A 20,700-nucleotide genomic window follows, 5' to 3' on the forward strand; every position below is an offset into this window, starting at 1 on the left:
CTAGGGTGGTTGTTTTTGGGTTGTTTTTTTATCCCGCTGACGTGGGCGAATACGCAGCCTGATATTAATGCCGATAAAAATCTACAGCAGATTCGTGAACAGATTGAGCAGATTCGCAATAAAATAAGTCGCAATCAAAAAAAAGAATCGAAGTTGGAGACCGGGTTACGGACGCTTGCCTTAAGTCTTGCGCGTAGCACGCAGGTACTCAGAGATATTGAGCGCAGGGTTTATCAGCAGCAAAGGCAGTTGGATGAATTGCAACAAACCAGGGGTAGGCAATCACAACGACTGGATGAATTGAATGCGGATCTGGCAAAGGTTATAAAGGCTGCGTATGGTTTGGGTCGTCAGGGACGTTTGCGTTTGTTGTTGAGTAGTGAAGATCCTGCTGTGTTGGCACGTAATCAAATTTATTTTAATTATGTGGCGGATAGTCAGGCTGCTTTGATCAAAGAGATAGAACAAGGCATGGAGGCATTGTATAGTACGGAAAGTCATATTGTTGCAGGGAAGGAAAGCTTGCAGGAATTAAAGCGTAACAAGCTGGCAAAGCGTAATGACTTGCAGCAACAGCGGGCGCGTCGTCAGCAGTTGTTACAGGTGTTACGCAAGGATCTTGGTCAGCAGGAAAATATACTGGAGCGTTTATTGGCCAACGAAAGGCAATTGCAGGCGCTGGTGGATGAGTTGCAGTCTTTATCGTTAGAGGAAATGGAGCTACGCGAACAAGGCTCTTTTCGTGATATGAAAGGGCAGTTATCCCGACCATTAAGAGGGGAATTGTTACAGCACTTTGGCCGGCAACGTCAGGGTAGTGGTTTAGCCGCAAAGGGTGTGGTGATTCAGGCTGATGCTGGCAGTGCAGTGCATGCTATATTTAATGGTCGTGTTGTATTTGCCGATTGGCTACGTGGATTTGGCATGTTGATTATTATTGATCATGGTAGTGAATTTATGAGCCTGTATGGGCAGAATCAAAGCCTGTATAAAGAGGTAGGTGAGTGGGTCATGAGTGGTGAGGAAATCGCAGGTGTTGGGGATGGCGGTGTATCGGCACAACAAGGGTTGTATTTTGAGTTACGAGAAAAAGGCAGGCCTGTTAATCCTCAAGGCTGGTGGGTAACAGATTAGCCTGTGGATTCAGGTATTAATTTAAGGAAATGGTTAAGGGTATGAGATTAAAGACACAGAAATTATTATTCATATTGACAGGCGTTGTACTGGGAGCTTCCTTGAGTATAGGAAGTGGTGTGCTGGCAGAGCGTGATAATGGTCCGGCAGCATTACCATTGAAAGAGCTTAGAGAGTTTAGTGATGTCTTTAATCGTATCAAGAGTGATTATGTTGAAGAGGTTGATGATAAGGAGCTTTTGGAGAATGCTATTCGAGGCATGTTATCCGGGCTAGATCCACACTCAAACTACCTTGATACAGAAGAGTTTGAAGAATTACGTGTTGGTACTACAGGTGAGTTTGGTGGCCTGGGTATTGAAGTGGGCATGGAGGATGGTTTTGTTCGTGTGGTTTCGCCTATTGATGACACGCCAGCACAAAAGGCAGGTATGCAGTCGGGTGATCTGATTATTCGTCTTGATGATACCCCGGTTAAAGGTATGACCTTGCGTGATGCAGTGAAGATTATGCGTGGTGAGCCAGGCGAACCTATTATGTTGACCGTGGTACGAGAAGGTGTGGAACGACCATTAAAGGTAGAGATTATTCGTGCCATTATTAAGGTGCGTAGTGTCAAGAGCCGAGTCCTGGAAGATGGTTATGCCTATGTGCGTATCTCTCAATTTCAGTCAAAGACAGCAAAAAATCTGGATGAAGAGCTGGAGAAACTAAAAGAAGAGATGGGTGAGATCAGCGGTATGATCCTGGATCTGAGGAATAATCCGGGCGGTGTCCTGAACGGTGCCGTGGATGTCTCGGATGCCTTTTTGCAGAAAGGCTTGATCGTTTATACGGAAGGTCGAATTGATGATTCGCTGATGCGTTTTAATGCCAAGCCGGGGGATCTGCTGGATGGTGCCCCACTAGTCGTATTGGTTAATCAGGGTTCCGCATCGGCATCAGAGATCGTTGCAGGTGCCTTGCAGGATCATAAGCGCGCACTTGTTGTGGGTCGGAAAACCTTTGGTAAGGGATCGGTGCAAACCATTATGCCCCTGAGTCCGGAAACCGCAGTGAAGATGACGACAGCAAGATACTTTACGCCATCGGGTCGCTCGATACAGGCGGAAGGGATTGTGCCGGATATTACCTTTGAAAAATTAAAGGTAACCGTTGTTAAAACACCTTTCAAGGCGGTACGTGAGGCAGATTTAACGGGACACCTGGAGCATAAGAATTCAGAAAATGGTGATGCTGATATCGAGGCTGATAAAGGCAGGAAGAAGGGAAAGGTCAAAAATAAAGATAAAGATGATACTGTGAATAAGGATGATGCAACGGATAAGGATGAAGAGAAGGAGAACACCCTGGCAAAGACCGATTACCAGCTTTATGAGGCACTTAATCTATTGAAGGGTCTGGTTATTTATAAAGAGAGTCTTAATTGAGAAAAGTGTGTATAGCACTAGCTAGGGTGCGTATTACGCACCATAAAATTTTATTATTTTTATACTGTTTACTGGCTCCCAGTTTATTATCGGCGCAGCCAGCGGTAATTAGTATTATCCTGGATGATATGGGTGGGCATCTCGATGCAGCTCGTCGTGTATTACAATTACCGGGGCCGGTTGCCTGTTCCTTCCTGCCTTTGGCACCCTATACCCGCCAGCTTGCACAAGAGGCTTATGTGCAGAACAAAGAGGTCTTGTTACATTTGCCGATGCAGACGATGCGAGACCGACCGCTGGATGCCGGTGGTCTGACGCTGGATATGAGTGAGGCAGTATTTCTCCAGGTGTTGCGTGAAGATATTGCCAAGGTGCCTCATGTTAGTGGTATTAATAATCACATGGGTAGTCTGTTAACCCAGCATCCCGGTCACATGACATGGTTAATGCAAGAGATGGGTCGGCAGCAAGCCTTGTTTTTTATCGATAGTCGTACCACGCATTCCAGCATTGCCTATAACATCGCCCAGGAAAATAATATCCCTAGCGCAAAAAGAGATGTCTTTCTGGATGATGAGCGCGATGTTGTCTTAATTGAAAAACAGTTTGATCGTTTGCTGGATCTGGCGAGAAAAAATGGTCATGCCATTGCTATCGGTCACCCCTATCCAGAAACCCTGGCGGTACTGGAAAGGCGTTTAAGTCAATTGAGTAAAAAAATAAGATTAGTGCCACTCAATAAACTTCTTTTAATGCATGAAGTTGCTGATCTAGAGGAGCAGAAAAAATGGCAGACGTCCTTGTACCCCTCGCACAGGGCTGTGAAGAACTAGAAGCGGTTACGGTTATTGATCTGCTGCGTCGGGCCGATATTCATGTGACAACTGCGGGTCTGGATCAACATTCGGTCAAGGCATCGCGCGGTGTAGTGTTAATTCCGGATACCACGTTAGACAAGGTGTTGGCACAGCCCTTTGATATGATCGTGTTGCCAGGCGGTCTGCCAGGGGCCGATAATCTGGCGCAGGATAATCGTATTCAGCAGATATTACTTAAGACTCTGGAGCAGGGCGGAATGGTTGCAGCGATTTGTGCTGCACCGAGGGTGTTAGTGCGTGCAGGCTTATTACCGGGTAAGCGGATAACGTCATATCCCGGCACACTGGATCACATGGCATTAGATGGGATCAACCTGACTCAGGATGCTATTGTTGTTGATGGTCAGATTGTTACCTCGCGTAGTCCAGGCACAGCGATGGATTTTGCACTGGCGTTGATTGAAAAGCTGGCAGGGAGTAACAAACGAAAAGAGGTCGAAGCGGGTTTAGTGCGTTAACGCCTTATGCCTTTGTTGTCTGATGTATCTTATGTGGTGATGTGTCGTCATTGATGCCCTCTTGATCCGGGTTATGATAACTACAGATGAGATCAGCACGACCGGTACGTTTTACTTCATAGAGATCAATGGTGTTTTGATCGGAGCGCATAGGGGTCTTATCAAAATCATATTTGTTCAGGAATGGGCTGAATGTCCTGGGTGTAGTGGGTATCTGAGATACGGATCTTTTGGTTACTGGTGGTATTGAGACTGTTTCAGTCTGGGGTACCAGCGGCTCGTTACTCACAACTGGCATTTTCTTTAGTGCCTTGATTTCACTGCGTAATTCAGCGATTTCATCACTGATCTGATCGATCTTGACAGACATTTTCTGCGTCAGCTTGAGCAGCGCATCATCATTTTTATTCACAACCGTGGTTACGAAGGGTTGATCCTGTAGCTGTGGGCTATGGGGTTCTCTGGGGTCTTCTTTAGTATTATTTAACGTGAGAGGGCTATTTAATAGCTTGAGATAACGCACCCAGAAATCATGCAGGTCGATATTTTTTGGGTTGGCAGCGGCTTGTTTTGCAATCTTGTTGGCAATATCAATAATGCCCTTGGCAGCGCGAGATTCCGGGTAAAGAGCAATCAAGGCCTTTTGTGCTCGTACTGCCTCGGTCAATTTGCTGTCCTGCTGTATTGAACCCAGCATCGGGATGTCCGCATCCAGATAGGCCTGAGCCACCTCACTGAATTTCTCATAGGTATGGCGGGCTAATCCGTGTGACTTGGCCTGATTAACAATAATCTGTACCTGACCTTCAAAGTTGTTTAGATACAGTACCTTAAGCAGGGCATAAGCATCTGTTAGCGAGGTCGGTTCCGGGGTGATAATCAGCAGCACCTGTTGCGATGCCAGACAAAAGGCGATGACATTACGCGAGATACCCGATGAGGTATCAAAGATAAAGTAGTCGTAGTCATCCAGTCCGGAGAGCTTTTGTATCAATTGACGCATCTGTTCAGGGGTCAGATCCGCCATCATCTCCACACCCGAGCTGCCCGGGATGATATCCAGTTGATCAGAAACAGAGACCAGCAGTTCATCGAGTGTAATCTTGCCCAGGATGAGTTCATCAAGGGTGTGATCCGGCATGAGTTTTAGCAGGATGTTGATATTAGCCAGACCAAGATCGGCATCAAACAGGCAAGTACGACCACGGGTTCGTGCTAATTGCAGGGCAAGATTGACACTGATATTGGTCTTGCCGACACCACCCTTGCCACTGGTTATTGTAATTGTTGTTGTCATGGGATCCATACTATCATTCCAGAGGGGGTTCGTCACCCATATGTATACGGGTATCTCTAACCTCGGTAGAGTGCGTACCACGCACCAATATCTATCATTTTCTTATCAGTGGCTCACCCCGTGAGCCCCCACATCGAGTACACTTTAATGAGATTACGCAATATTTTTATTGATAAGTTAAGTGCTACAAATCCATCCGATATTCCTGGGGTCTCTCAGTTATCGTCTAATGGTTATTCGACTTCCGGTGATAGTTATGATCTTTGCAGGCGTGTTGTAGAAAAGAGAGTGCGCACTGAAATAGAGCCATTAGGTCGGCCATAAACATGGACAGAATGGAGCGCTTCTTTAAGATAGATCAGTTGTTGCGTCATGCACAGATGAATGAGGGCGAGATCTATGCCTTACTGACCATGCAGCAGTTATTATCCGGCATGCAACCGGGCTTGTTGGGTGATCATATCCAGCCCATTATGGAACGGGTGAATAAACTACCGGATTCAGCGAATCATAGTGTGTTATCTCACCACAACGCTTAATCTATTATCGGGATCACTGGTATCTGGATGCCTGGTGTCATAAGCGGGATGAATTGCGCATCTTTGCGGTTGAATCAATAAGGCAGGCAAACCAGATGGATGAAAAGGCAAGGAATGTCTCCGATAAATTACTCGATACCGAGCTAGGCAGTGGTTATGGTATCTTCACCGGATCAAAAACCAGGGATGCTGTATTGCGGTTTAACCCGATGATGGCGCGGTGGGTGGAGACCGAGGCATGGCACCCGCAACAAGAGTCTAGATATGATCGGGAGGGTTATTACCTGCTCTCCATTCCTTATGCCGATGACAGGGAATTGATGCAGGATATATTAAAGTATGGTGCCAATGTAGAGGTGTTAAAGCCCGCTGCATTAAGGCAACGGGTACAGCAGGCATTAATAGATGCAGCAACATTATATGAGGATTAAAATGTATAAAAAAAATAAATCGTTTGTTTTCTCTCCATCGGATCTAACGGTTTTTAGCGGGAGCCCCTTTGCCTCATGGATGGATCATTTCCATCAGTTCTTTCCTGAGGAGGATGTGAATGAGGATGATGACGATGATTTCATGCAACTGTTGCAGGAGAAAGGTTATGCCCATGAACAGGATGTTCTTCAACAGCTAAAGGAAAAAGGTCTATCAGTGATTGATATCGCTGATGAGGAGGATCCCTGTCAAGCCAGTATCGAGGCGATGAAGCAGGGCTATGATGTGATTTTTCAAGCCGTTCTCCAACATCAACCCTTCAGAGGCCACGCTGATTTTTTGGTCAAGGTTGCCGGTGATAGCGCGTTGGGTGATTATCACTATGAGGTCTGGGATAGCAAGCTATCAAAAAGTATGAAGCCCTATTTTGTCATCCAGCTTTGTTGTTATGAGGATATGTTACAGGCGGTTCAGGGCAGGCGCTCAGAAGAGATCGTGGTGGTGCTGGGTAATGGTCGCCATGAGCGATTAAGAACCGATGATTATTTTTATTATTATCTTTCATTAAAGCAGGCCTTTCTCGCGTTACATGAGGGCTTTGATCCCGAGCAACAACCTAACCCTGCCCATTTTTCATCCTGGGGTCATTGGAGCGACTATGCCAAGGCGTTATTGCTAGAGGTCGATCACCTGTCACAAGTCGCAACAATCACCCGTGCACAGATTAAAAAGTTTAATAAGGCAGGCATTACGACGATGCAGGGTTTGGTTGACAGCGATTGCCCGGTTATCACTGGCATTAATGCCTCAATCTATGCCCGACTCAAGCAACAGGCGACCTTGCAAAAGAACAGTGAGGGTAAAGAGTCTCCACTTTATGAGATTGTCCCGGAAGGTGAGGATAAAAAGGGGCTATCTTTGTTGCCGCCGCATTCTGATAAAGATGTCTTTTTTGATATCGAGGGTTATCCCTTGGCAGAGGGTGGTTTGGAATATCTATGGGGTAACAGCTATTTTGATGATAGCGGTGCGCGACAATTTAAAGACTTCTGGGCACACAATCAGGCGCAGGAAAAACAATGCTTTCAGTATTTTATACAGTGGGTGTATGGGCGTTGGCAGTCTGACCCTGCCATGCATATCTACCACTATGCCAATTATGAGATTGCCGCCTGTAAAAAACTCATGGGTCGCTATGGTGTGTGTGAAGACGAGCTGGATCAACTGTTGCGTAACGAGGTCTTTGTTGATCTCTACAAGATTGTAAAAAGCGGCCTGCTTATTGGTGAGCCACGTTACTCCATCAAGAATGTCGAGCACCTTTATCGCGGTAAACGAGAGACCGCTGTGGGTGATGGCGGTGCCTCGGTCGTGGTCTATGAACAATGGCGTGTTAATCCTGATGGTGAGACCTGGCAGGACTCGAAGATCCTGAAGGATATCCGTGATTACAATATTGATGATTGTGATAGCACACAGGAGTTAGTGGACTGGCTCAGGGCGCGTCAGATCGAGAACAAGATAGGGTATGACGGCAATAATGCGATTGTTGTGCCGGATATCCCGGAGCTTATTTCAGAACGAATACAGCTTAGGGATAAGTTGTTGGCCTGTGCCAATGAGATAAGAGAGAGCGATCCTGAGCGAGCGGCATTAACAGAAAATATGGCGTGGGCACTGGAGTTTCATCGTCGAGAGGCAAAGCCACTCTATTGGCGTTTGTTTGAGCGCATGGCAATGACAGATATAGAATTGCTTGATGACCTGGATTGCCTCGCCTGTTGTGAAAGAACAGAACGTGAGGCGTTTAAGCCAACACCGCGTGCACGTAATCTGGCGTATGAATATCGCTTTGATGTGCATCAGGAATTCAAGGCATCCAAGGCCCGGAGTTTTTATCTTCTAGGGTATTATAAAGAGGATGGTTGGCCCTTGGGTGTTACCTGTCTCAAGGATGAAAGTAATTTCAAAAAGGGTCTTGTGGTGATACAGGTCAAAGAAGAGCCACCCACATTAATATCTCTTATCCCTAATGAACAAATATCTGCCGAACCTATACCGGGTGCCATTAATCGTGTTGTTAAGGCGTATGATAAAAAGGGCGTTACTCAATCGGCGCTAATGGATTTTTTGCAACGGAAGCCACCACGCATTAAAGGATTAAAGCGCAGTCAGCCCATTGTCTCAGCACATGATCCAGAGCAGCGGCTTGAGCAGATTACCCAGGCGATTATTAATTTAAAAAATTCCTACCTGACGATACAAGGGCCACCCGGATCAGGCAAGACCTATACCGGTAAGCATGTGATTGCCGCATTATTAAAACTGAATAAAAGGATCGGGATTTGTTCCAATTCACACAAGGCGATTAATAATCTATTAATCGGTGCGGTAAAGACCTGTCAGGTACAGGGTATTGAGGGTTATTTTGCCTGTAACAAGAATACGGACCCTGAACTGGAGGAGCTGGATGTTGAGATTATAGGCAATCCTGCTATAGCCAATCATATCGACGGTCCCTGCATCATTGGCACCACCGCCTGGGGTTTTAGTCGCAAAGAGCTGGAAAAGAGTTTTGACTACCTGTTTATTGACGAGGCAGGGCAGGTGAGTGTGTCTAACCTGATAGCCATTAGTCAGGCGACCAACAATCTGATCCTGATGGGTGATCAGATGCAGTTAGGGCAACCGACCCAGGGCAGTCATCCCGCAGAGAGTGGTTTGTCAATACTCGATTATCTATTACATGATAGCCCCACGATCTCAGAGACTATGGGTGTTTTTCTTGCCATGACCTATCGTATGCATTCAGCGGTTAATGATTTTATCAGTCATGCCATCTACGAAGGTAAGCTGGAATCTGACCCCGATAATGATCAACAGCTTATCGCCGTGCCCAAAAACTATCAAGGTCCATTAGATAAAGAGGCGGGCATTATTTATATACCTATAGACCATGAAGGTAACCAACAGGCGAGTGATGAAGAGGTCGCCGCTATCAAGAAACTAAGCAAGCAATTATTAGGTCGAGAGTTTACCGATAAAGAAGGCAATCAACGCAAGATCGGATGGGATGATATTCTTTATGTCGCACCGTATAACCTCCAGGTGACCAATCTACAAAAGGCACTAGGAAAGAAAGCCAGAGTTGGAAGCGTGGATAAATTCCAGGGACAGGAAGCCCCCATCGTATTCCTGAGTATGTGTAGCAGCGATGCCGGTGATTCACCACGCGGTATTGATTTCCTGTTTGATAAACACAGGATTAATGTCGCAGTATCAAGGGCACAGGCAATGACCATCGTAGTTGCCAACCCCACTTTAAGGATACAGAATGCAAGCAATATAAAACAGCAGAATGCAATCAACATCTTTTGCCGATTATCATCCCGGTAGGGTGCGTACTACGCACCAATTCAATTAAAGAGAAACAAACATGATCATTGATATAGTTATTACATTAGTCATTGCCACCATCGCCACAACGATGGGCTACTTCATCAGCCGCAGCAAGGCCAACGCAGAACTCGCGCGCCTTCAATTAGATGCCGATTTAAAACAACAACAATTAGCCGAGCTGGAATCAAACAAGACAGAACAGCAGCAAACCATAGATGCCTTAAAGACAGAACTAACCGATAGCAAGACAAACCTGGCACTTGCCAAACAACAGTTAGAGAGTATCCAGTCACAGTATAAAGAGGTACAAGAAAAACACGCCGATGCGCAAGGCAAGTGTAATCAATTACTCACCAGCCTGTCCGAACAAAAGAGTGTTTCATCATCAACCCAGGCCAGCCTCAATGCCGAGAAAGACCGAGCCAATAAACTCAACACAGCGTTAGAGGCCGCTCATTCCGAACTAAAACAGGCACGACAGGAAGCCGGTAAGCTAACAGCAGAGAATGCCGAGTTACGCACCAGTCAACAGGAAAAGGAAGCCGGTTTCAAAAAACAACTCGCCCAGTTTGAAGAACAAAAGGAAACCTTGAAAAAGGAATTCAGGATTGTCGCCAATGAAATTTTTGAGGCCAAGGGCAAGACCTTTACCGAAACCAGTAAGGAATCACTCAGTGCCTTACTCAATCCATTTCGTGAACAGATGACCGCATTCAAGGCCAAGGTTGAAGATATCCATCACAAGGATACCCAGCAACAGAGTGAGATGAAAACTGAATTAAAAAATCTGCAAAAGATGAATCAGGAGATTACCGAAGAGGCACACAATCTCGCCACCGCATTAAAAGGCAAGAACAAGATGCAGGGTAACTGGGGTGAGATGATCCTGGAGAATGTGCTGGATCGTTCCGGTCTGGTGCTAGATAAAGATTACAAACGAGAGGTGAGCTTTAATACCGCAGAGGGTCGCAGTCGCCCCGATGCCATAGTCTATCTACCCGATAATAAACACCTGGTGATTGATGCCAAGGTATCACTCAATGCCTACACCCGTTATGTGAATGCCGAGGATGAACTGGAACGTGAACAGGCGCTCAAGGAACATATCGCAGCTTTTGGTGATCGCATCAAGGAATTGTCAGACCGTAATTATTATGACCTCCCCGGACTGAACTCACCCGATATGGTGTTTATGTTTGTACCGATTGAATCCGCCTTTGTTGAAGCACTCAAAGGTGATGAGATGTTATTTCAGAAAGCACTGGAACAAAATGTATTGGTAGCAACCCCGACCACATTATTAACCAGTCTCAATATCGTGCGACAACTATGGCGCTTCGAGGATCAAAATAAAAACACCGCCGAGCTAGCAGAAAAAGCCGGCAAGATGTATGACAAGCTCAATGGCTTCCTTGTCAGTATGAAAACGGTGGGCTCATCCCTGGATAAGGCAAAAGAGACCTACGATAAGGCCTATGGGCAGTTATATACAGGGCGTGGAAATCTAATCAAACAGGCCAATGAGTTCAAGAACCTGGGTGTATCGGTTAAGGCCGAGTTACCACAAGAGTTAGTGGATAAGGCCGAATTGGAATTGATTGGCCATGATAAATAAAATATTGGTTTTGGTCATTGATTATGATTATTCCTGGAATAGGTCAGTTATTGCCTGGTTTCCACATTACTATTTTAAGTTGTCATTTGGTTTGCAGGATCAATGCGCAAAAATTCTTTCTCAATATCTTGATAAGTATTCGGTGGAAATCAATGAAAATACGATTACTGGAAATAATGTAGATCAGTTGAGATTGAGTATTAATAATTGGCTACATGAAAACCCTAAAGCTCTACAGCGTTTGATGTGTTATGTTCCCTATCGTTTATTAACACCATTTTGTGAACATGAGGTTCAAGGTATTAGTGATGGTGCTAAGCATCGGACAATAGGAGAATATGCAGAGGAGTATTTTGAGCAACCTGGAGTTATTCCAGGTATTAACTTATCAATTATTCATATTATGATGGAGAATGAGAAGCAGATCTGGGGTGATCCGGCTTATCCGGTGGTGGATTAAGGTCAATACTTGTAGATATTTCCCCAGACACCAACCAACCTCGTTTATCTTGCTATTACACTTAATTAATATATACTTTTTGGTATATACTAAAATAGCGGGTGATAATATGGGTGTGCAAATAGCCAAGGTATTTATGAATGGACGTAGCCAGGCGGTTCGTTTACCTAAAGAGTATCGCTTTGATACTGATGAGGTTTATATTACAAGGCAAGGGGATAACATCATTCTTTCGGCAAAAGAACCAGGCTGGGATGAGTTTTTTGATTCCTGCTCCGTTTTTGGTAATGATTTTTTGCAAGATAGACTTGATGAGCAACCACAGGAAAGGGATTTTGATTGATGTATATGCTGGATACCAATATTTGTATTTATGTTTTAAAAAATCACTCGAAGAAATTGAGATACAAATTTAAAGCGATAAAGAATATTTGTATTTCATCAGTGACTTATGGGGAGCTGTGCTTTGGGATAGAGAATGGAAATAATGCTTTAAAAGAAGATCGGTGGCGACAGCTGGATCTTTTTACACAAAGGCTATTGATAAAACCTTTGGGTGAAAATGCTGCCAGGCACTATGGCTTGATTAGAGCACAACTAAAAAAAGAAGGCAGGGTAATTGGTAATAATGACCTTTTTATTGCGGCACATGCTCGCAGTATTGATGCGGTATTAGTGACGAATAATGTGGGTGAGTTTAATCGAGTGCCGAATCTTGCTGTTGAAAACTGGGTTTCGGCGTAGGCATTAGAGAATATCTGATAGAACGCATTGTTACCGGTATGCCATTGAGGTGAAGGTCTCTGCGACCTTAAGTAATGGAGATTTTAATGGGCTGAAGCGCTTTAAAAATATTGCAGGAGACAAATTTAAAATGGGCATCTTGCTTTATGATGGTGATCATACGATGGCTGGAGTAGTATGATAATGAATATGATGGATAATAAGGTGGGTCGTAATGATCCATGCCCCTGTGGTAGTGGCAGAAAATATAAAAAATGTTGTCTACAGAATGAGAGTATTGAGGGTCGCAAGGGAGCTGGGCCTGCGGCGGGTGCCTCTGATGATTTGCGTGAGGCCATGGAGGGTCAGGATTTTGGTTCAATGGAGGAAATGCAGGCGTTTGTTGAGCAGCATACTCAGCAGCGTAATTCTGCACCAATGGATGACTTTCATGGGCTTTCACCGAGTCAGATGCATCCGCTACTGAATCAGCCCTTTAGTTCACCGCAGTTGGTCACTTTTTTCGATGGTCTGGATGATGTGCCGTCTGCACCTATTATGATGCTTTTTGGTTTATTGGTGGATGCGCTGGATGAGAAGGGTTTGAAGCCGACGGCCAAGGGTAACTTACCGCGTAATTTTTGTCGTGAGGCGGCTTTGAGTTATATCAATGAAGAGGGTGATCAAAGGTTTGTCCGGTTTGGTAAGATCAATAAGGAAGAAGATTTTTTTGATTTGCATATAGTCCGTCTGGTCGCTGAGATGGCAGGTCTTATTCGTAAGCATAAGGGACGTTTTATTCTGAGTAGTGAGTGTCGCAAATTGTTGGCTGAATCGGGGATGAGTGCGATCTATCCACGATTGTTCATGGCCTATGTGGAGAGCTTTAATTGGGCCTATAGAGATAGGTTTCCTGATATTCCGTTTATTCAACAATCCTTTCTTTTTACGCTCTATCTGCTCTATCATTATAACGATAGCAAACGGCTGATGAGTTTTTATGAAGAGGCTTATATCAATGCCTTTCCGATGTTGCTGGATGAATTTGGGGAGAACGAATACATTAAGCCAGAGAGGGAATTAGCTTTTTGTTATTCATGTCGTAGTTTGACAGGGTTTTCTGCTTTTTTGGGTTTGGTGCGGCTAGAAAAATGCATGCCGAATGATCATTTCGATCATGAGTATCGGGTTGTAAACTTGCCTTTGTTACATCAGGTCGTTCAGTTTCATCAGGGTTTATGAGAGTGATGTGCTAGAATTAGTGACTATGGATACCCAAATATTACAGAACAATATTGAGAGAATGGAGAAACTTGCCGTTCGCTTAAATGAGTCAGTGAAACGCATTGATGCCATCATGCCTCTTGATCCGGAAATATTTGACCCGGATCAGGTCGATTCGGATGAGCTGTTATTTCTGGATGCCTTTAGAATACGGTTTTCGGATCTCCAGGATGTGATTGGGCATACTATATTTTATATGGTGGCACTGTATGATCTGGATGAATCTCCTGCACAGCGATTATCGACTCGGGAAAGAATCCATTTAATGGAGCGCAAGAGCTTGATTGATGCCTCTGAATGGAATGAATTAAGAGAAATCAGGAATGGTTTTGCTCATGAATATCCGGATGCCTCCTCTGAAAAGGCAGAGGCATTGAATGCGGCATGGCGATACAGTTCTAAACTGATCGTGCTGAGCAAAAAATTAAAGGCCTATCTATGCGGCTGACTGAACGACAAGTCACAGCTATTCAATTAGTCGCGGATAAATTTTTGCAGAATTATCCAGATGCTGGCTTATGGCTATTTGGTTCTCGCCTGAATGATGAGGTGCGGGGTGGCGATGTTGATTTTTGTCTTTTTTTAACAGAGAACAATATAGAAAAACGGGCAAAACTAAAACGGCAACTGCGGCCTGCGCTGGAAGAGGCTGTTGATATTAGCACTGATCTGATAATACAGGATCTTGATTCGCCTTTAAAAGCCGTGGCACGAAAGGCTCAGGAGGAGGGTGTCAGGTTACGGTGATTTCTGATGCTCTGAAGAAGGTCGGTTATCACTGGCATAGTCTATTGGCGCAATTAGAGTAATTGCGCCAGTGGTAGTGGCTTGCCGCCGATAACGAATGCCATTTTTTGTTATTAAAACGGGTTGTATTGGATGAGGTGCAACGGCATTTGGCGATCAGATTTTTGCTGTGCCGTTATGGTCATAAGGGAAATGTGCTAATCAATAAGGGTATCATTCATCCGTGTATGTCATGTACATCTCCCTGACTATCCCTGCAAATTCCCGTCTTAACGCAATCGGCTTAACCACCTCGACCTGATCGCCAAATCCGAGCAACCACCAGCGTAATTGATAGGTGTCTTTGACGGTGGCGCGGAGTTCTTTGCGGTCATTATCCAGCGGGGTAATCCTCTGATCCTTGCTCAGTGGGGTCTCTGTCAGGTGATGGATGCTGGTGTTACTAAAATAGGCTACCAGCTTGATATTTTTGTCACCGGGCAGTGCATATTCTGTGGTGCCGGTGGCTATATAATCATCCAGATTAAAATTGTCGGGGCGTTGTAGGGAGGTATCCATGATCTCTGTTTGTATAAAACGATGCAGGGCAAAATGGCGAATGTCTTCGTAGTCCCATAGCGTGGCAATTAGATAAACCACGCTGTCGCGGAAAATCAGGCCGAGTGGATGAAATTCATATTCTGCGATATCGTCCTGTCTGTTTTTATAACGCCCACGGAACTGTTGACCCTGTAGCAGGGCATCGTAGATAACACTGAGTACGGTTTGATTAATACTTGCCGGAATCAAGGGTTGTGTCCGCGCTACGATCCGCACATGATCGGACCAGTTACCGAGTGAATTATTATCAATCTTACTCAGGATTTTGTCGGCACTGCGAAAGTAGGGTTGTAGTTGTGTGAGTACGGCAGGGGGAATCAGGTTGATTAAAAAGGTTTGTGCCAGCTTGAAGGTGAGCGCGGTGGATGGATCAATTGATGGCATATCGTGGAGTTCTGCATCCTGTCGCCATGACCAGCCAATCTCATCCTTGTTACCATCGTTGACCAGTTCTGGAAAGATGCTGGATAGATTACTCAGATCACGTTGGGTATTACGGCGTGCGGTATTAAAACCTTCGGCCTGTAGCTGTTTGGTGAGGATTCTGGAATTGGTTTTTTTGGGTTGACGTGGAATCATCTTGAGCATCATCCACTGTCTTAAGAGCGCATCTGACATAATTGGCCTTTTTAGTATCGCGTCATATAGTGACGCTACACTGCTTTGTTGATCTATTTTATTGCGTGATGTCTGTCATAATAGTGTCCATAGCTTGTTGATGCAAGTTTTAACAGGAGAAGATTATGATCAGTTTTTCTTTAGTTCGACCCGATGTAAAAAGGGGTGTTTGTTTGGCTTCTGAATATACGGATGTTATAAAATTATGGACGCTGAGAACAATATGTTTGTTGCCCAATATAAAAAGAAAGCATAGTAGTTTCAGGCATAGTGGCGATATTACCAGTGACAGGGAGATACTTGAGGCAATGGATATGCTTGAGTTGGAAAATTCCGATATTAAGGCACGCGCCCTTAAACGAAAGATTTATTCTGTTCTGGATGAGGTGGAGCAGAAAAAAGATCTGGCGATTGGTGGGGTATTAGAGGCTAATCTCACATTATTGCAACAGCATCTGGATCTTCACCATAGTGATATATTGATCCTGGCCTTTCTGACGCTGGTGGAAATGAATCCGGGCATGAGAAGTGCGGTGGATACTCTGGGTGAGATCAGTGGCGATGGTCTGATTAAAACAGTGGCTTCGATACTGGATATTGATCGGGTCGATATTCGTCGCTCACTTTCGCGTGATGGGATCTTGATTCAAGCAGGCCTGCTCAAGTTTGATCGTGATGGGCCTAACGAGATTTATCGTAAGCTGGATCTGCTTGATGATCTATCGGATTCATTGCTTAGTCAGCATGACAACATCTATGACATGCTGAATGGCTATCTCTCCAGGGGTAAGAACAGTGAGCTTGATAAAGTGGATTTTGATTATCTGGATTCACAAACTCAGGTGTTGTCTCAACAGATTGAAAAGGTATGGGATACACGGTCGAAAGGGACGAATATTCTGGTTTATGGGCCGCCGGGTACGGGTAAGAGCGAGTATGTGCGCCTATTGGCACAGACCCTGGAGGCCAATTTTTATGAGATCAATACGGAAGATTCGGATGGTGATTCACTGGCCGGCTATAATCGTTTTCGTTCCTATCAGTTGGTGCAACGATTGATTGCGCGTCATCAGAAAGCATTGGTGATCTTTGATGAGATCGAGGATGTCTTTCCACGGCAATCTTTTTCGTTTTTTGGTAGAGCGACGCATAAGAGTGCGGGTAAGGCATGGGTTAACCGTCTGTTGGAAGATAACCCCATTCCGGCTATCTGGATTAGTAATTCAGTGGGTGAACTGGATCCCGCTTATCTGCGTCGATTTGATCAGGTGATAAAAATGGATACCCCACCGCTCAGTGTGAGAAGACGTATTCTGGATAAAAGCCTGTCAACATTGAATGTATCACCACAGTGGACAGAACGGGTCTCTGAAAATGCGGCATTGGCACCGGCTATTGTCACGCGTGCAGCCAAGGTTGTTGCTATGACAGCCGGGGCATCTGATCAAAATGTCATTGAAGGTCGGCTGGAACAGTTGATTGGTAGCACGATGGAGGCGATGGGGTATTCAGATATCCTGTTTAATCGACAGTTGAGTCCTTTAGATTATCATCTGGAATATCTCAATACCGATATTGATATTGAATCTTTGGTATCCGGTTTGGCTAAAAATCCTGTGGGCAGGTTTTGTTTATACGGTGCACCGGGAACAGGTAAGACAGAGTTTGGTCGTTATGTTGCCAAGGCAATGGATAAACCCTTGTTGGTGAAGCGTGCCTCTGATTTGCTTTCAATGTATGTTGGCGAGGCTGAAAAAAATATTGCGGCCATGTTCAAAGAAGCACAACGGGATGACGCTGTGTTATTGCTGGATGAGGCGGATAGTTTTTTACAGGATCGTAAGGGAGCACATAATAGTTGGGAGGTTACCCAGGTTAATGAGCTTCTGACGCAGATGGAGGCCTTTGAGGGCTTGTTTATTTGTTCAACAAATCTAATGGATAACCTGGATGCAGCGGCATTGCGTCGTTTTGATTTCAAGATTAAATTTGATTATCTTGGCAGAGATCAGGCATGGTCACTCTTTAATCGGCTGTTAGAAGCGCATGGCGATAAGGTGCAGATAGATGCAAGTCATCGCAAGGTGCTTGATGGTATAAGAAACCTGGCACCTGGAGACTTTGCGGTTATCGCGCGTCAGCAACGTCTATTTAACAAGCCACTAACCCCGGATGTCTTATTAGAACGCTTGATGGATGAATCTGATTTTAAGTCGGATGGTGATAAACAAGCCATGGGATTTACTGCGAAGATTCATTAAGTAGGTGCGTTGATGTTTCGTTTAGCCTGGGACAGGAATTGTTCTTATCCAACAGAGACACGCCGTGAATACATCCATGTAGGCTCGACAGCCGCGTCCATGCGGCTGACGGTCTCTGTTGGATAAGAGCAATACCTGTTTGTTGAGTTAATGCGGTTATAGTTAGGAGAAGTAATGAAATTAATAGAACGTTATCTCAGTAGTACCGGGCGTTGTTTTGATATTGGTGGCGCTGTGCTTTCGGCATTAATGCGCTATGAGAAATCAGGCGAAGCGTATGCAGGAAGCGCTCATCCACAGAGTGCAGGTAATGGTTCACTCATGCGCCTGGCACCGCTTGCTCTTGCCTATGCCAATAATCCTGAGCAGGCTATCGAACTCTCAGGGCAGATGTCACGCACCACGCATGGTGTAACTGTCGCAATAGATGCCTGTCGTTATTACACTGCTTTGATTATTGGTGCCCTGCAAGGTCGTTCAAAGGGTGAGTTGATGGATGATCGTTTTAACCTGGTTGAAGGTTTGTGGGACAGGCAACCTCTGGTTAAAGAAATTGATGAAGTGGCACGCGGTTCATTTCAGTTTAAGCATGCTGATGAAATCAAGGGTTCGGGTTATGTAGTGGAATCACTGGAGGCATCACTCTGGGCCTTTTATACCACGGATAGTTTTGAAGAGGGTGTATTAGCGGCGGTGAATCTAGGTGATGATGCCGATACCACCGGGTCTATCTATGGTCAGCTGGCCGGTGCTTATTATGATATTGACAGCATACCGCAACACTGGCGAGACAAGATTGTTAGCTCGGATCTTATTATTGATCTGGCAGAGAAGATGATGGAGTGTATCGATTAAATGGAATTAGATGATCAACGATTATATTTTGCCTACGGTATGAATACTAACCTGGAAGGGATGAAGGTACGGTGTCCACAGGCCGAACCGATTGGTCAGGCCGTGTTACAGGATTATCGCTTAGTCTTTAGAGGGGTTGCCGATATCGAGCCAGCAGATGGTGATGAGGTTGCGGGTGTCTTGTGGTGGATCACGCCTGATTGTGAGGATGCGCTGGATATTTTAGAAGGCTATCCCTACATGTATGGAAAAAGGGTAGTGAGTGTTACCCGGCCAGAGGGTAATGTAATGGATGCGATGGTCTATTACATGATGGATCAGGATGCAGAGGCATCCCCGAGCCATTTTTATATGGATGAACTGATTAGTGGTTACCGGACATTCAAGCTGGATCTTAATCAGTTAACCGACGCAGTCAAATCTTGTTCGGAGACATTGACAGAGAAAGAGATAAAAAATCAGTATGGCTTGTAAAGGTAGGGTGCGTACTACGCACCATGATCTATGGATTCCCGTCAGTGAGATTTATTGAGCCAGCCATTGGAGACCAAGCCAGATAGGAATGAGGCGCGTGCTCGTGAGAATCGGGGTATTCAAGGAGGGGTGAAATAAATGCCTGAAATAGGTGTCATATTAGGGCGTAGCATGAATCCTTATCTTGAACAGTTAGGCCAGACTCTACGTATGGAGCGTAAAAAAAGAAGTTTAACCAGAGCGATGCTGGTGCTCGTGCGGGGGTGTCTCGACAGGATATCTCTGAAATAGAAAACGGGTCTTTTAAGGGGAGCATCCTGAAGGCTCAGGATTATGCCATGTCATTGGGTTATACCTTGTCGCTGGAAATTAAACGCCGACCACAATTGTCTGAATTAGAAGAACTATTCGATGAAGATTAATGCAAAAGGTCGTATTCAGAATATCAATATTAAGGTGGTAGGTAGACCGGCTGGAGTGCTTAATAAAAAGTCTCAATTGGAATTCACATATCATTCTGATATCAGTAATGATATATCGGTAACCATGCCATTGAGTACGCCACATTATCAACGTGGATGAGATGCTTTTTTTATCGTTACAAGGACTCACGGGTATTGGTTGCCTTGGTTATGAGACAGCCGGTATTGAGTCAGAAGATATTGGCGGAGAAAAACTTTCAGAGATTCTTGCCTGGCAAGGTAAAGATGATTTATTTGAAGAGTTGCTTAATAAGTATTTGCTACAGTCGACGCTTAGCGGTGTGCAACCTAAAGTCATAGTGCCAGAAGAACAGACTGGATTGGAAAAGGGGGCATTTATTCTTCCTTCTCTAATCGTAAAGACCAGTGATGAGGATTATCCTGAGCTTGCGATTAATGAATATATTTGCATGAATTTGGCAAAGGCCTGTCAAATAAAAACACCTGATTTCTGGTTATCGGATAATCAACAGATCATAAGTATCAGGGTAGTTATGAATCTATAGGTAAGGCACTTAATCTGTATTCATCTACTCCTAAGGAAGATATGGAAATATTTTTTAAAATGGTTGTGCTCAGTTGTTTGGTGGGAAATGGTGATGGCCATTTAAAATTTTTTTCTATGTTGTATGATCATCCTGATAATATGCGTTTAAGTCCTGTATATGATGTTGTTAACACGCAAATCTATATGCCAAAGGATACGCTTGCGTTAAATTTATCTAAATCAAAAGACTTTCCTGATCGACGAAGAATGATTGCCTTGAGTCAGTCATTGGGGATAAAAAATGGAGAAATGATCCTCGATGAAATGGCAGGTATAGTTCGAGAACAGCTCGATAAGTTATCTGATTATACTGAATTAATGGCGCTTGATATTAAAGCTGCAATATTAAAAAACCTTCATTTAGTTACAACGCGTACAGCAATTAAAACACACTCATCAAGAAGGTATACTAAACATCATTGAGTGCAGAGTCTCATTTGTGCAACACTGGAATAGTGGTGTTAACA

21 protein-coding genes and 1 pseudogene are annotated in these 20,700 nt (G+C 44.6%); 20 read left to right on the forward strand and 2 right to left on the reverse strand.

Annotation, left to right across the window (positions count from 1 at the left end):
• Window positions 1-15 precede the first annotated feature (15 nt).
• From GXP22_09950 to GXP22_09965, 4 genes are all read left to right on the forward strand, one after another.
• Complete coding sequence (locus GXP22_09950; protein ID NOX09788.1) at window positions 16-1,134, forward strand: peptidoglycan DD-metalloendopeptidase family protein; 1,119 nt, start codon at window positions 16-18, stop codon at window positions 1,132-1,134.
• A gap of 41 nt (window positions 1,135-1,175) precedes the next feature.
• Window positions 1,176-2,564, forward strand: a complete 1,389-nt coding sequence (locus GXP22_09955) for a S41 family peptidase (protein ID NOX09789.1) — start codon at window positions 1,176-1,178, stop codon at window positions 2,562-2,564.
• Window positions 2,565-2,692: 128 nt separating this feature from the next.
• On the forward strand, window positions 2,693-3,397 hold the full coding sequence (locus tag GXP22_09960) for a divergent polysaccharide deacetylase family protein (protein NOX09790.1): 705 nt from the start codon (window positions 2,693-2,695) through the stop codon (window positions 3,395-3,397).
• The gene (locus GXP22_09965; GenBank protein ID NOX09791.1) at window positions 3,352-3,900 is read left to right on the forward strand and encodes a DJ-1/PfpI family protein; all 549 of its coding nucleotides are present in this window, start codon (window positions 3,352-3,354) and stop codon (window positions 3,898-3,900) included. Before GXP22_09960 ends, GXP22_09965 begins: the two co-directional genes overlap by 46 nt.
• 4 nt (window positions 3,901-3,904) lie before the next feature.
• Here the strand turns inward: GXP22_09965 and GXP22_09970 are convergent, their stop codons facing one another.
• Window positions 3,905-5,197: a MinD/ParA family protein gene (locus GXP22_09970; GenBank protein ID NOX09792.1), complete on the reverse strand. Its 1,293-nt coding sequence runs from the start codon at window positions 5,195-5,197 to the stop codon at window positions 3,905-3,907.
• A gap of 326 nt (window positions 5,198-5,523) precedes the next feature.
• Between GXP22_09970 and GXP22_09975 the strand changes: the two genes are divergently transcribed.
• From GXP22_09975 to GXP22_10020, 10 genes and pseudogenes are all read left to right on the forward strand, one after another.
• A complete protein-coding gene (locus GXP22_09975) occupies window positions 5,524-5,736 on the forward strand; it encodes a hypothetical protein (GenBank protein ID NOX09793.1) in 213 nt (70 codons plus the stop codon).
• Window positions 5,718-6,167: a WYL domain-containing protein gene (locus GXP22_09980; GenBank protein NOX09794.1), complete on the forward strand. Its 450-nt coding sequence runs from the start codon at window positions 5,718-5,720 to the stop codon at window positions 6,165-6,167. The genes GXP22_09975 and GXP22_09980 overlap by 19 nt, the downstream gene beginning before the upstream one ends.
• A 1-nt stretch (window position 6,168) precedes the next feature.
• Window positions 6,169-9,564 carry a TM0106 family RecB-like putative nuclease gene (locus tag GXP22_09985; GenBank protein NOX09795.1) on the forward strand — a complete coding sequence of 1,132 codons (3,396 nt, stop codon included), beginning with the start codon at window positions 6,169-6,171 and terminating at the stop codon, window positions 9,562-9,564.
• Window positions 9,565-9,655: 91 nt separating this feature from the next.
• Window positions 9,656-11,182: a DNA recombination protein RmuC gene (rmuC, locus tag GXP22_09990; GenBank protein NOX09796.1), complete on the forward strand. Its 1,527-nt coding sequence runs from the start codon at window positions 9,656-9,658 to the stop codon at window positions 11,180-11,182.
• A complete protein-coding gene (locus GXP22_09995) occupies window positions 11,172-11,642 on the forward strand; it encodes a hypothetical protein (GenBank protein ID NOX09797.1) in 471 nt (156 codons plus the stop codon). The genes rmuC and GXP22_09995 overlap by 11 nt, the downstream gene beginning before the upstream one ends.
• A 109-nt stretch (window positions 11,643-11,751) precedes the next feature.
• Window positions 11,752-11,985, forward strand: a complete 234-nt coding sequence (locus tag GXP22_10000; protein ID NOX09798.1) for an AbrB/MazE/SpoVT family DNA-binding domain-containing protein — start codon at window positions 11,752-11,754, stop codon at window positions 11,983-11,985.
• Window positions 11,985-12,386: a type II toxin-antitoxin system VapC family toxin gene (locus GXP22_10005; protein NOX09799.1), complete on the forward strand. Its 402-nt coding sequence runs from the start codon at window positions 11,985-11,987 to the stop codon at window positions 12,384-12,386. The genes GXP22_10000 and GXP22_10005 overlap by 1 nt, the downstream gene beginning before the upstream one ends.
• A gap of 198 nt (window positions 12,387-12,584) precedes the next feature.
• Window positions 12,585-12,656, forward strand: a pseudogene (locus tag GXP22_10010) (hypothetical protein).
• 976 nt (window positions 12,657-13,632) lie between these two features.
• Window positions 13,633-14,097: a hypothetical protein gene (locus GXP22_10015; protein ID NOX09800.1), complete on the forward strand. Its 465-nt coding sequence runs from the start codon at window positions 13,633-13,635 to the stop codon at window positions 14,095-14,097.
• The gene (locus GXP22_10020; protein NOX09801.1) at window positions 14,088-14,396 is read left to right on the forward strand and encodes a nucleotidyltransferase domain-containing protein; all 309 of its coding nucleotides are present in this window, start codon (window positions 14,088-14,090) and stop codon (window positions 14,394-14,396) included. Before GXP22_10015 ends, GXP22_10020 begins: the two co-directional genes overlap by 10 nt.
• Before the next feature lie 213 nt (window positions 14,397-14,609).
• Here GXP22_10020 and GXP22_10025 read toward each other — a convergent pair whose 3' ends face one another.
• On the reverse strand, window positions 14,610-15,614 hold the full coding sequence (locus GXP22_10025; GenBank protein NOX09802.1) for a WYL domain-containing protein: 1,005 nt from the start codon (window positions 15,612-15,614) through the stop codon (window positions 14,610-14,612).
• A 125-nt stretch (window positions 15,615-15,739) separates the two neighbouring features.
• Between GXP22_10025 and GXP22_10030 the strand changes: the two genes are divergently transcribed.
• The 6 genes from GXP22_10030 to GXP22_10055 all read left to right on the forward strand — a co-directional run bounded on the left by GXP22_10030 (window position 15,740) and on the right by GXP22_10055 (window position 20,656).
• On the forward strand, window positions 15,740-17,875 hold the full coding sequence (locus GXP22_10030) for an ATP-binding protein (GenBank protein ID NOX09803.1): 2,136 nt from the start codon (window positions 15,740-15,742) through the stop codon (window positions 17,873-17,875).
• 174 nt (window positions 17,876-18,049) lie between these two features.
• Window positions 18,050-18,730 (forward strand): ADP-ribosylglycohydrolase family protein, encoded by a 681-nt coding sequence (locus GXP22_10035; protein ID NOX09804.1) that lies wholly within the window; start codon window positions 18,050-18,052, stop codon window positions 18,728-18,730.
• Complete coding sequence (locus GXP22_10040; GenBank protein NOX09805.1) at window positions 18,731-19,204, forward strand: gamma-glutamylcyclotransferase; 474 nt, start codon at window positions 18,731-18,733, stop codon at window positions 19,202-19,204.
• A 263-nt stretch (window positions 19,205-19,467) separates the two neighbouring features.
• The gene (locus tag GXP22_10045; GenBank protein NOX09806.1) at window positions 19,468-19,626 is read left to right on the forward strand and encodes a hypothetical protein; all 159 of its coding nucleotides are present in this window, start codon (window positions 19,468-19,470) and stop codon (window positions 19,624-19,626) included.
• 161 nt (window positions 19,627-19,787) lie between these two features.
• The gene (locus GXP22_10050; protein ID NOX09807.1) at window positions 19,788-20,192 is read left to right on the forward strand and encodes a HipA domain-containing protein; all 405 of its coding nucleotides are present in this window, start codon (window positions 19,788-19,790) and stop codon (window positions 20,190-20,192) included.
• Window positions 20,189-20,656 carry a HipA domain-containing protein gene (locus GXP22_10055; protein NOX09808.1) on the forward strand — a complete coding sequence of 156 codons (468 nt, stop codon included), beginning with the start codon at window positions 20,189-20,191 and terminating at the stop codon, window positions 20,654-20,656. Before GXP22_10050 ends, GXP22_10055 begins: the two co-directional genes overlap by 4 nt.
• Window positions 20,657-20,700: the final 44 nt, after the last annotated feature.

The organism is Gammaproteobacteria bacterium (assembly GCA_013151035.1).
GTDB lineage: Bacteria > Pseudomonadota > Gammaproteobacteria > JAADJB01 > JAADJB01 > JAADJB01.

Coding starts and splice junctions, on each gene's coding strand:
- GXP22_09995 (NOX09797.1), top strand. CDS start 11,172: ATGATAAATAAAATATTGGTTTTGGTCATTGATTATGATTATTCCTGG.
- GXP22_09985 (NOX09795.1), top strand. CDS start 6,169: ATGTATAAAAAAAATAAATCGTTTGTTTTCTCTCCATCGGATCTAACG.
- GXP22_10000 (NOX09798.1), top strand. CDS start 11,752: ATGGGTGTGCAAATAGCCAAGGTATTTATGAATGGACGTAGCCAGGCG.
- GXP22_09965 (NOX09791.1), top strand. CDS start 3,352: ATGGCAGACGTCCTTGTACCCCTCGCACAGGGCTGTGAAGAACTAGAA.
- GXP22_10035 (NOX09804.1), top strand. CDS start 18,050: ATGAAATTAATAGAACGTTATCTCAGTAGTACCGGGCGTTGTTTTGAT.
- GXP22_09960 (NOX09790.1), top strand. CDS start 2,693: ATGGGTGGGCATCTCGATGCAGCTCGTCGTGTATTACAATTACCGGGG.
- GXP22_09975 (NOX09793.1), top strand. CDS start 5,524: ATGGACAGAATGGAGCGCTTCTTTAAGATAGATCAGTTGTTGCGTCAT.
- GXP22_10005 (NOX09799.1), top strand. CDS start 11,985: ATGTATATGCTGGATACCAATATTTGTATTTATGTTTTAAAAAATCAC.
- GXP22_10015 (NOX09800.1), top strand. CDS start 13,633: ATGGATACCCAAATATTACAGAACAATATTGAGAGAATGGAGAAACTT.
- rmuC (NOX09796.1), top strand. CDS start 9,656: ATGGGCTACTTCATCAGCCGCAGCAAGGCCAACGCAGAACTCGCGCGC.
- GXP22_10040 (NOX09805.1), top strand. CDS start 18,731: ATGGAATTAGATGATCAACGATTATATTTTGCCTACGGTATGAATACT.
- GXP22_09955 (NOX09789.1), top strand. CDS start 1,176: ATGAGATTAAAGACACAGAAATTATTATTCATATTGACAGGCGTTGTA.
- GXP22_10050 (NOX09807.1), top strand. CDS start 19,788: ATGCTTTTTTTATCGTTACAAGGACTCACGGGTATTGGTTGCCTTGGT.
- GXP22_09970 (NOX09792.1), bottom strand. CDS start 5,197: ATGACAACAACAATTACAATAACCAGTGGCAAGGGTGGTGTCGGCAAG.
- GXP22_10020 (NOX09801.1), top strand. CDS start 14,088: ATGCGGCTGACTGAACGACAAGTCACAGCTATTCAATTAGTCGCGGAT.
- GXP22_10025 (NOX09802.1), bottom strand. CDS start 15,614: ATGTCAGATGCGCTCTTAAGACAGTGGATGATGCTCAAGATGATTCCA.
- GXP22_10030 (NOX09803.1), top strand. CDS start 15,740: ATGATCAGTTTTTCTTTAGTTCGACCCGATGTAAAAAGGGGTGTTTGT.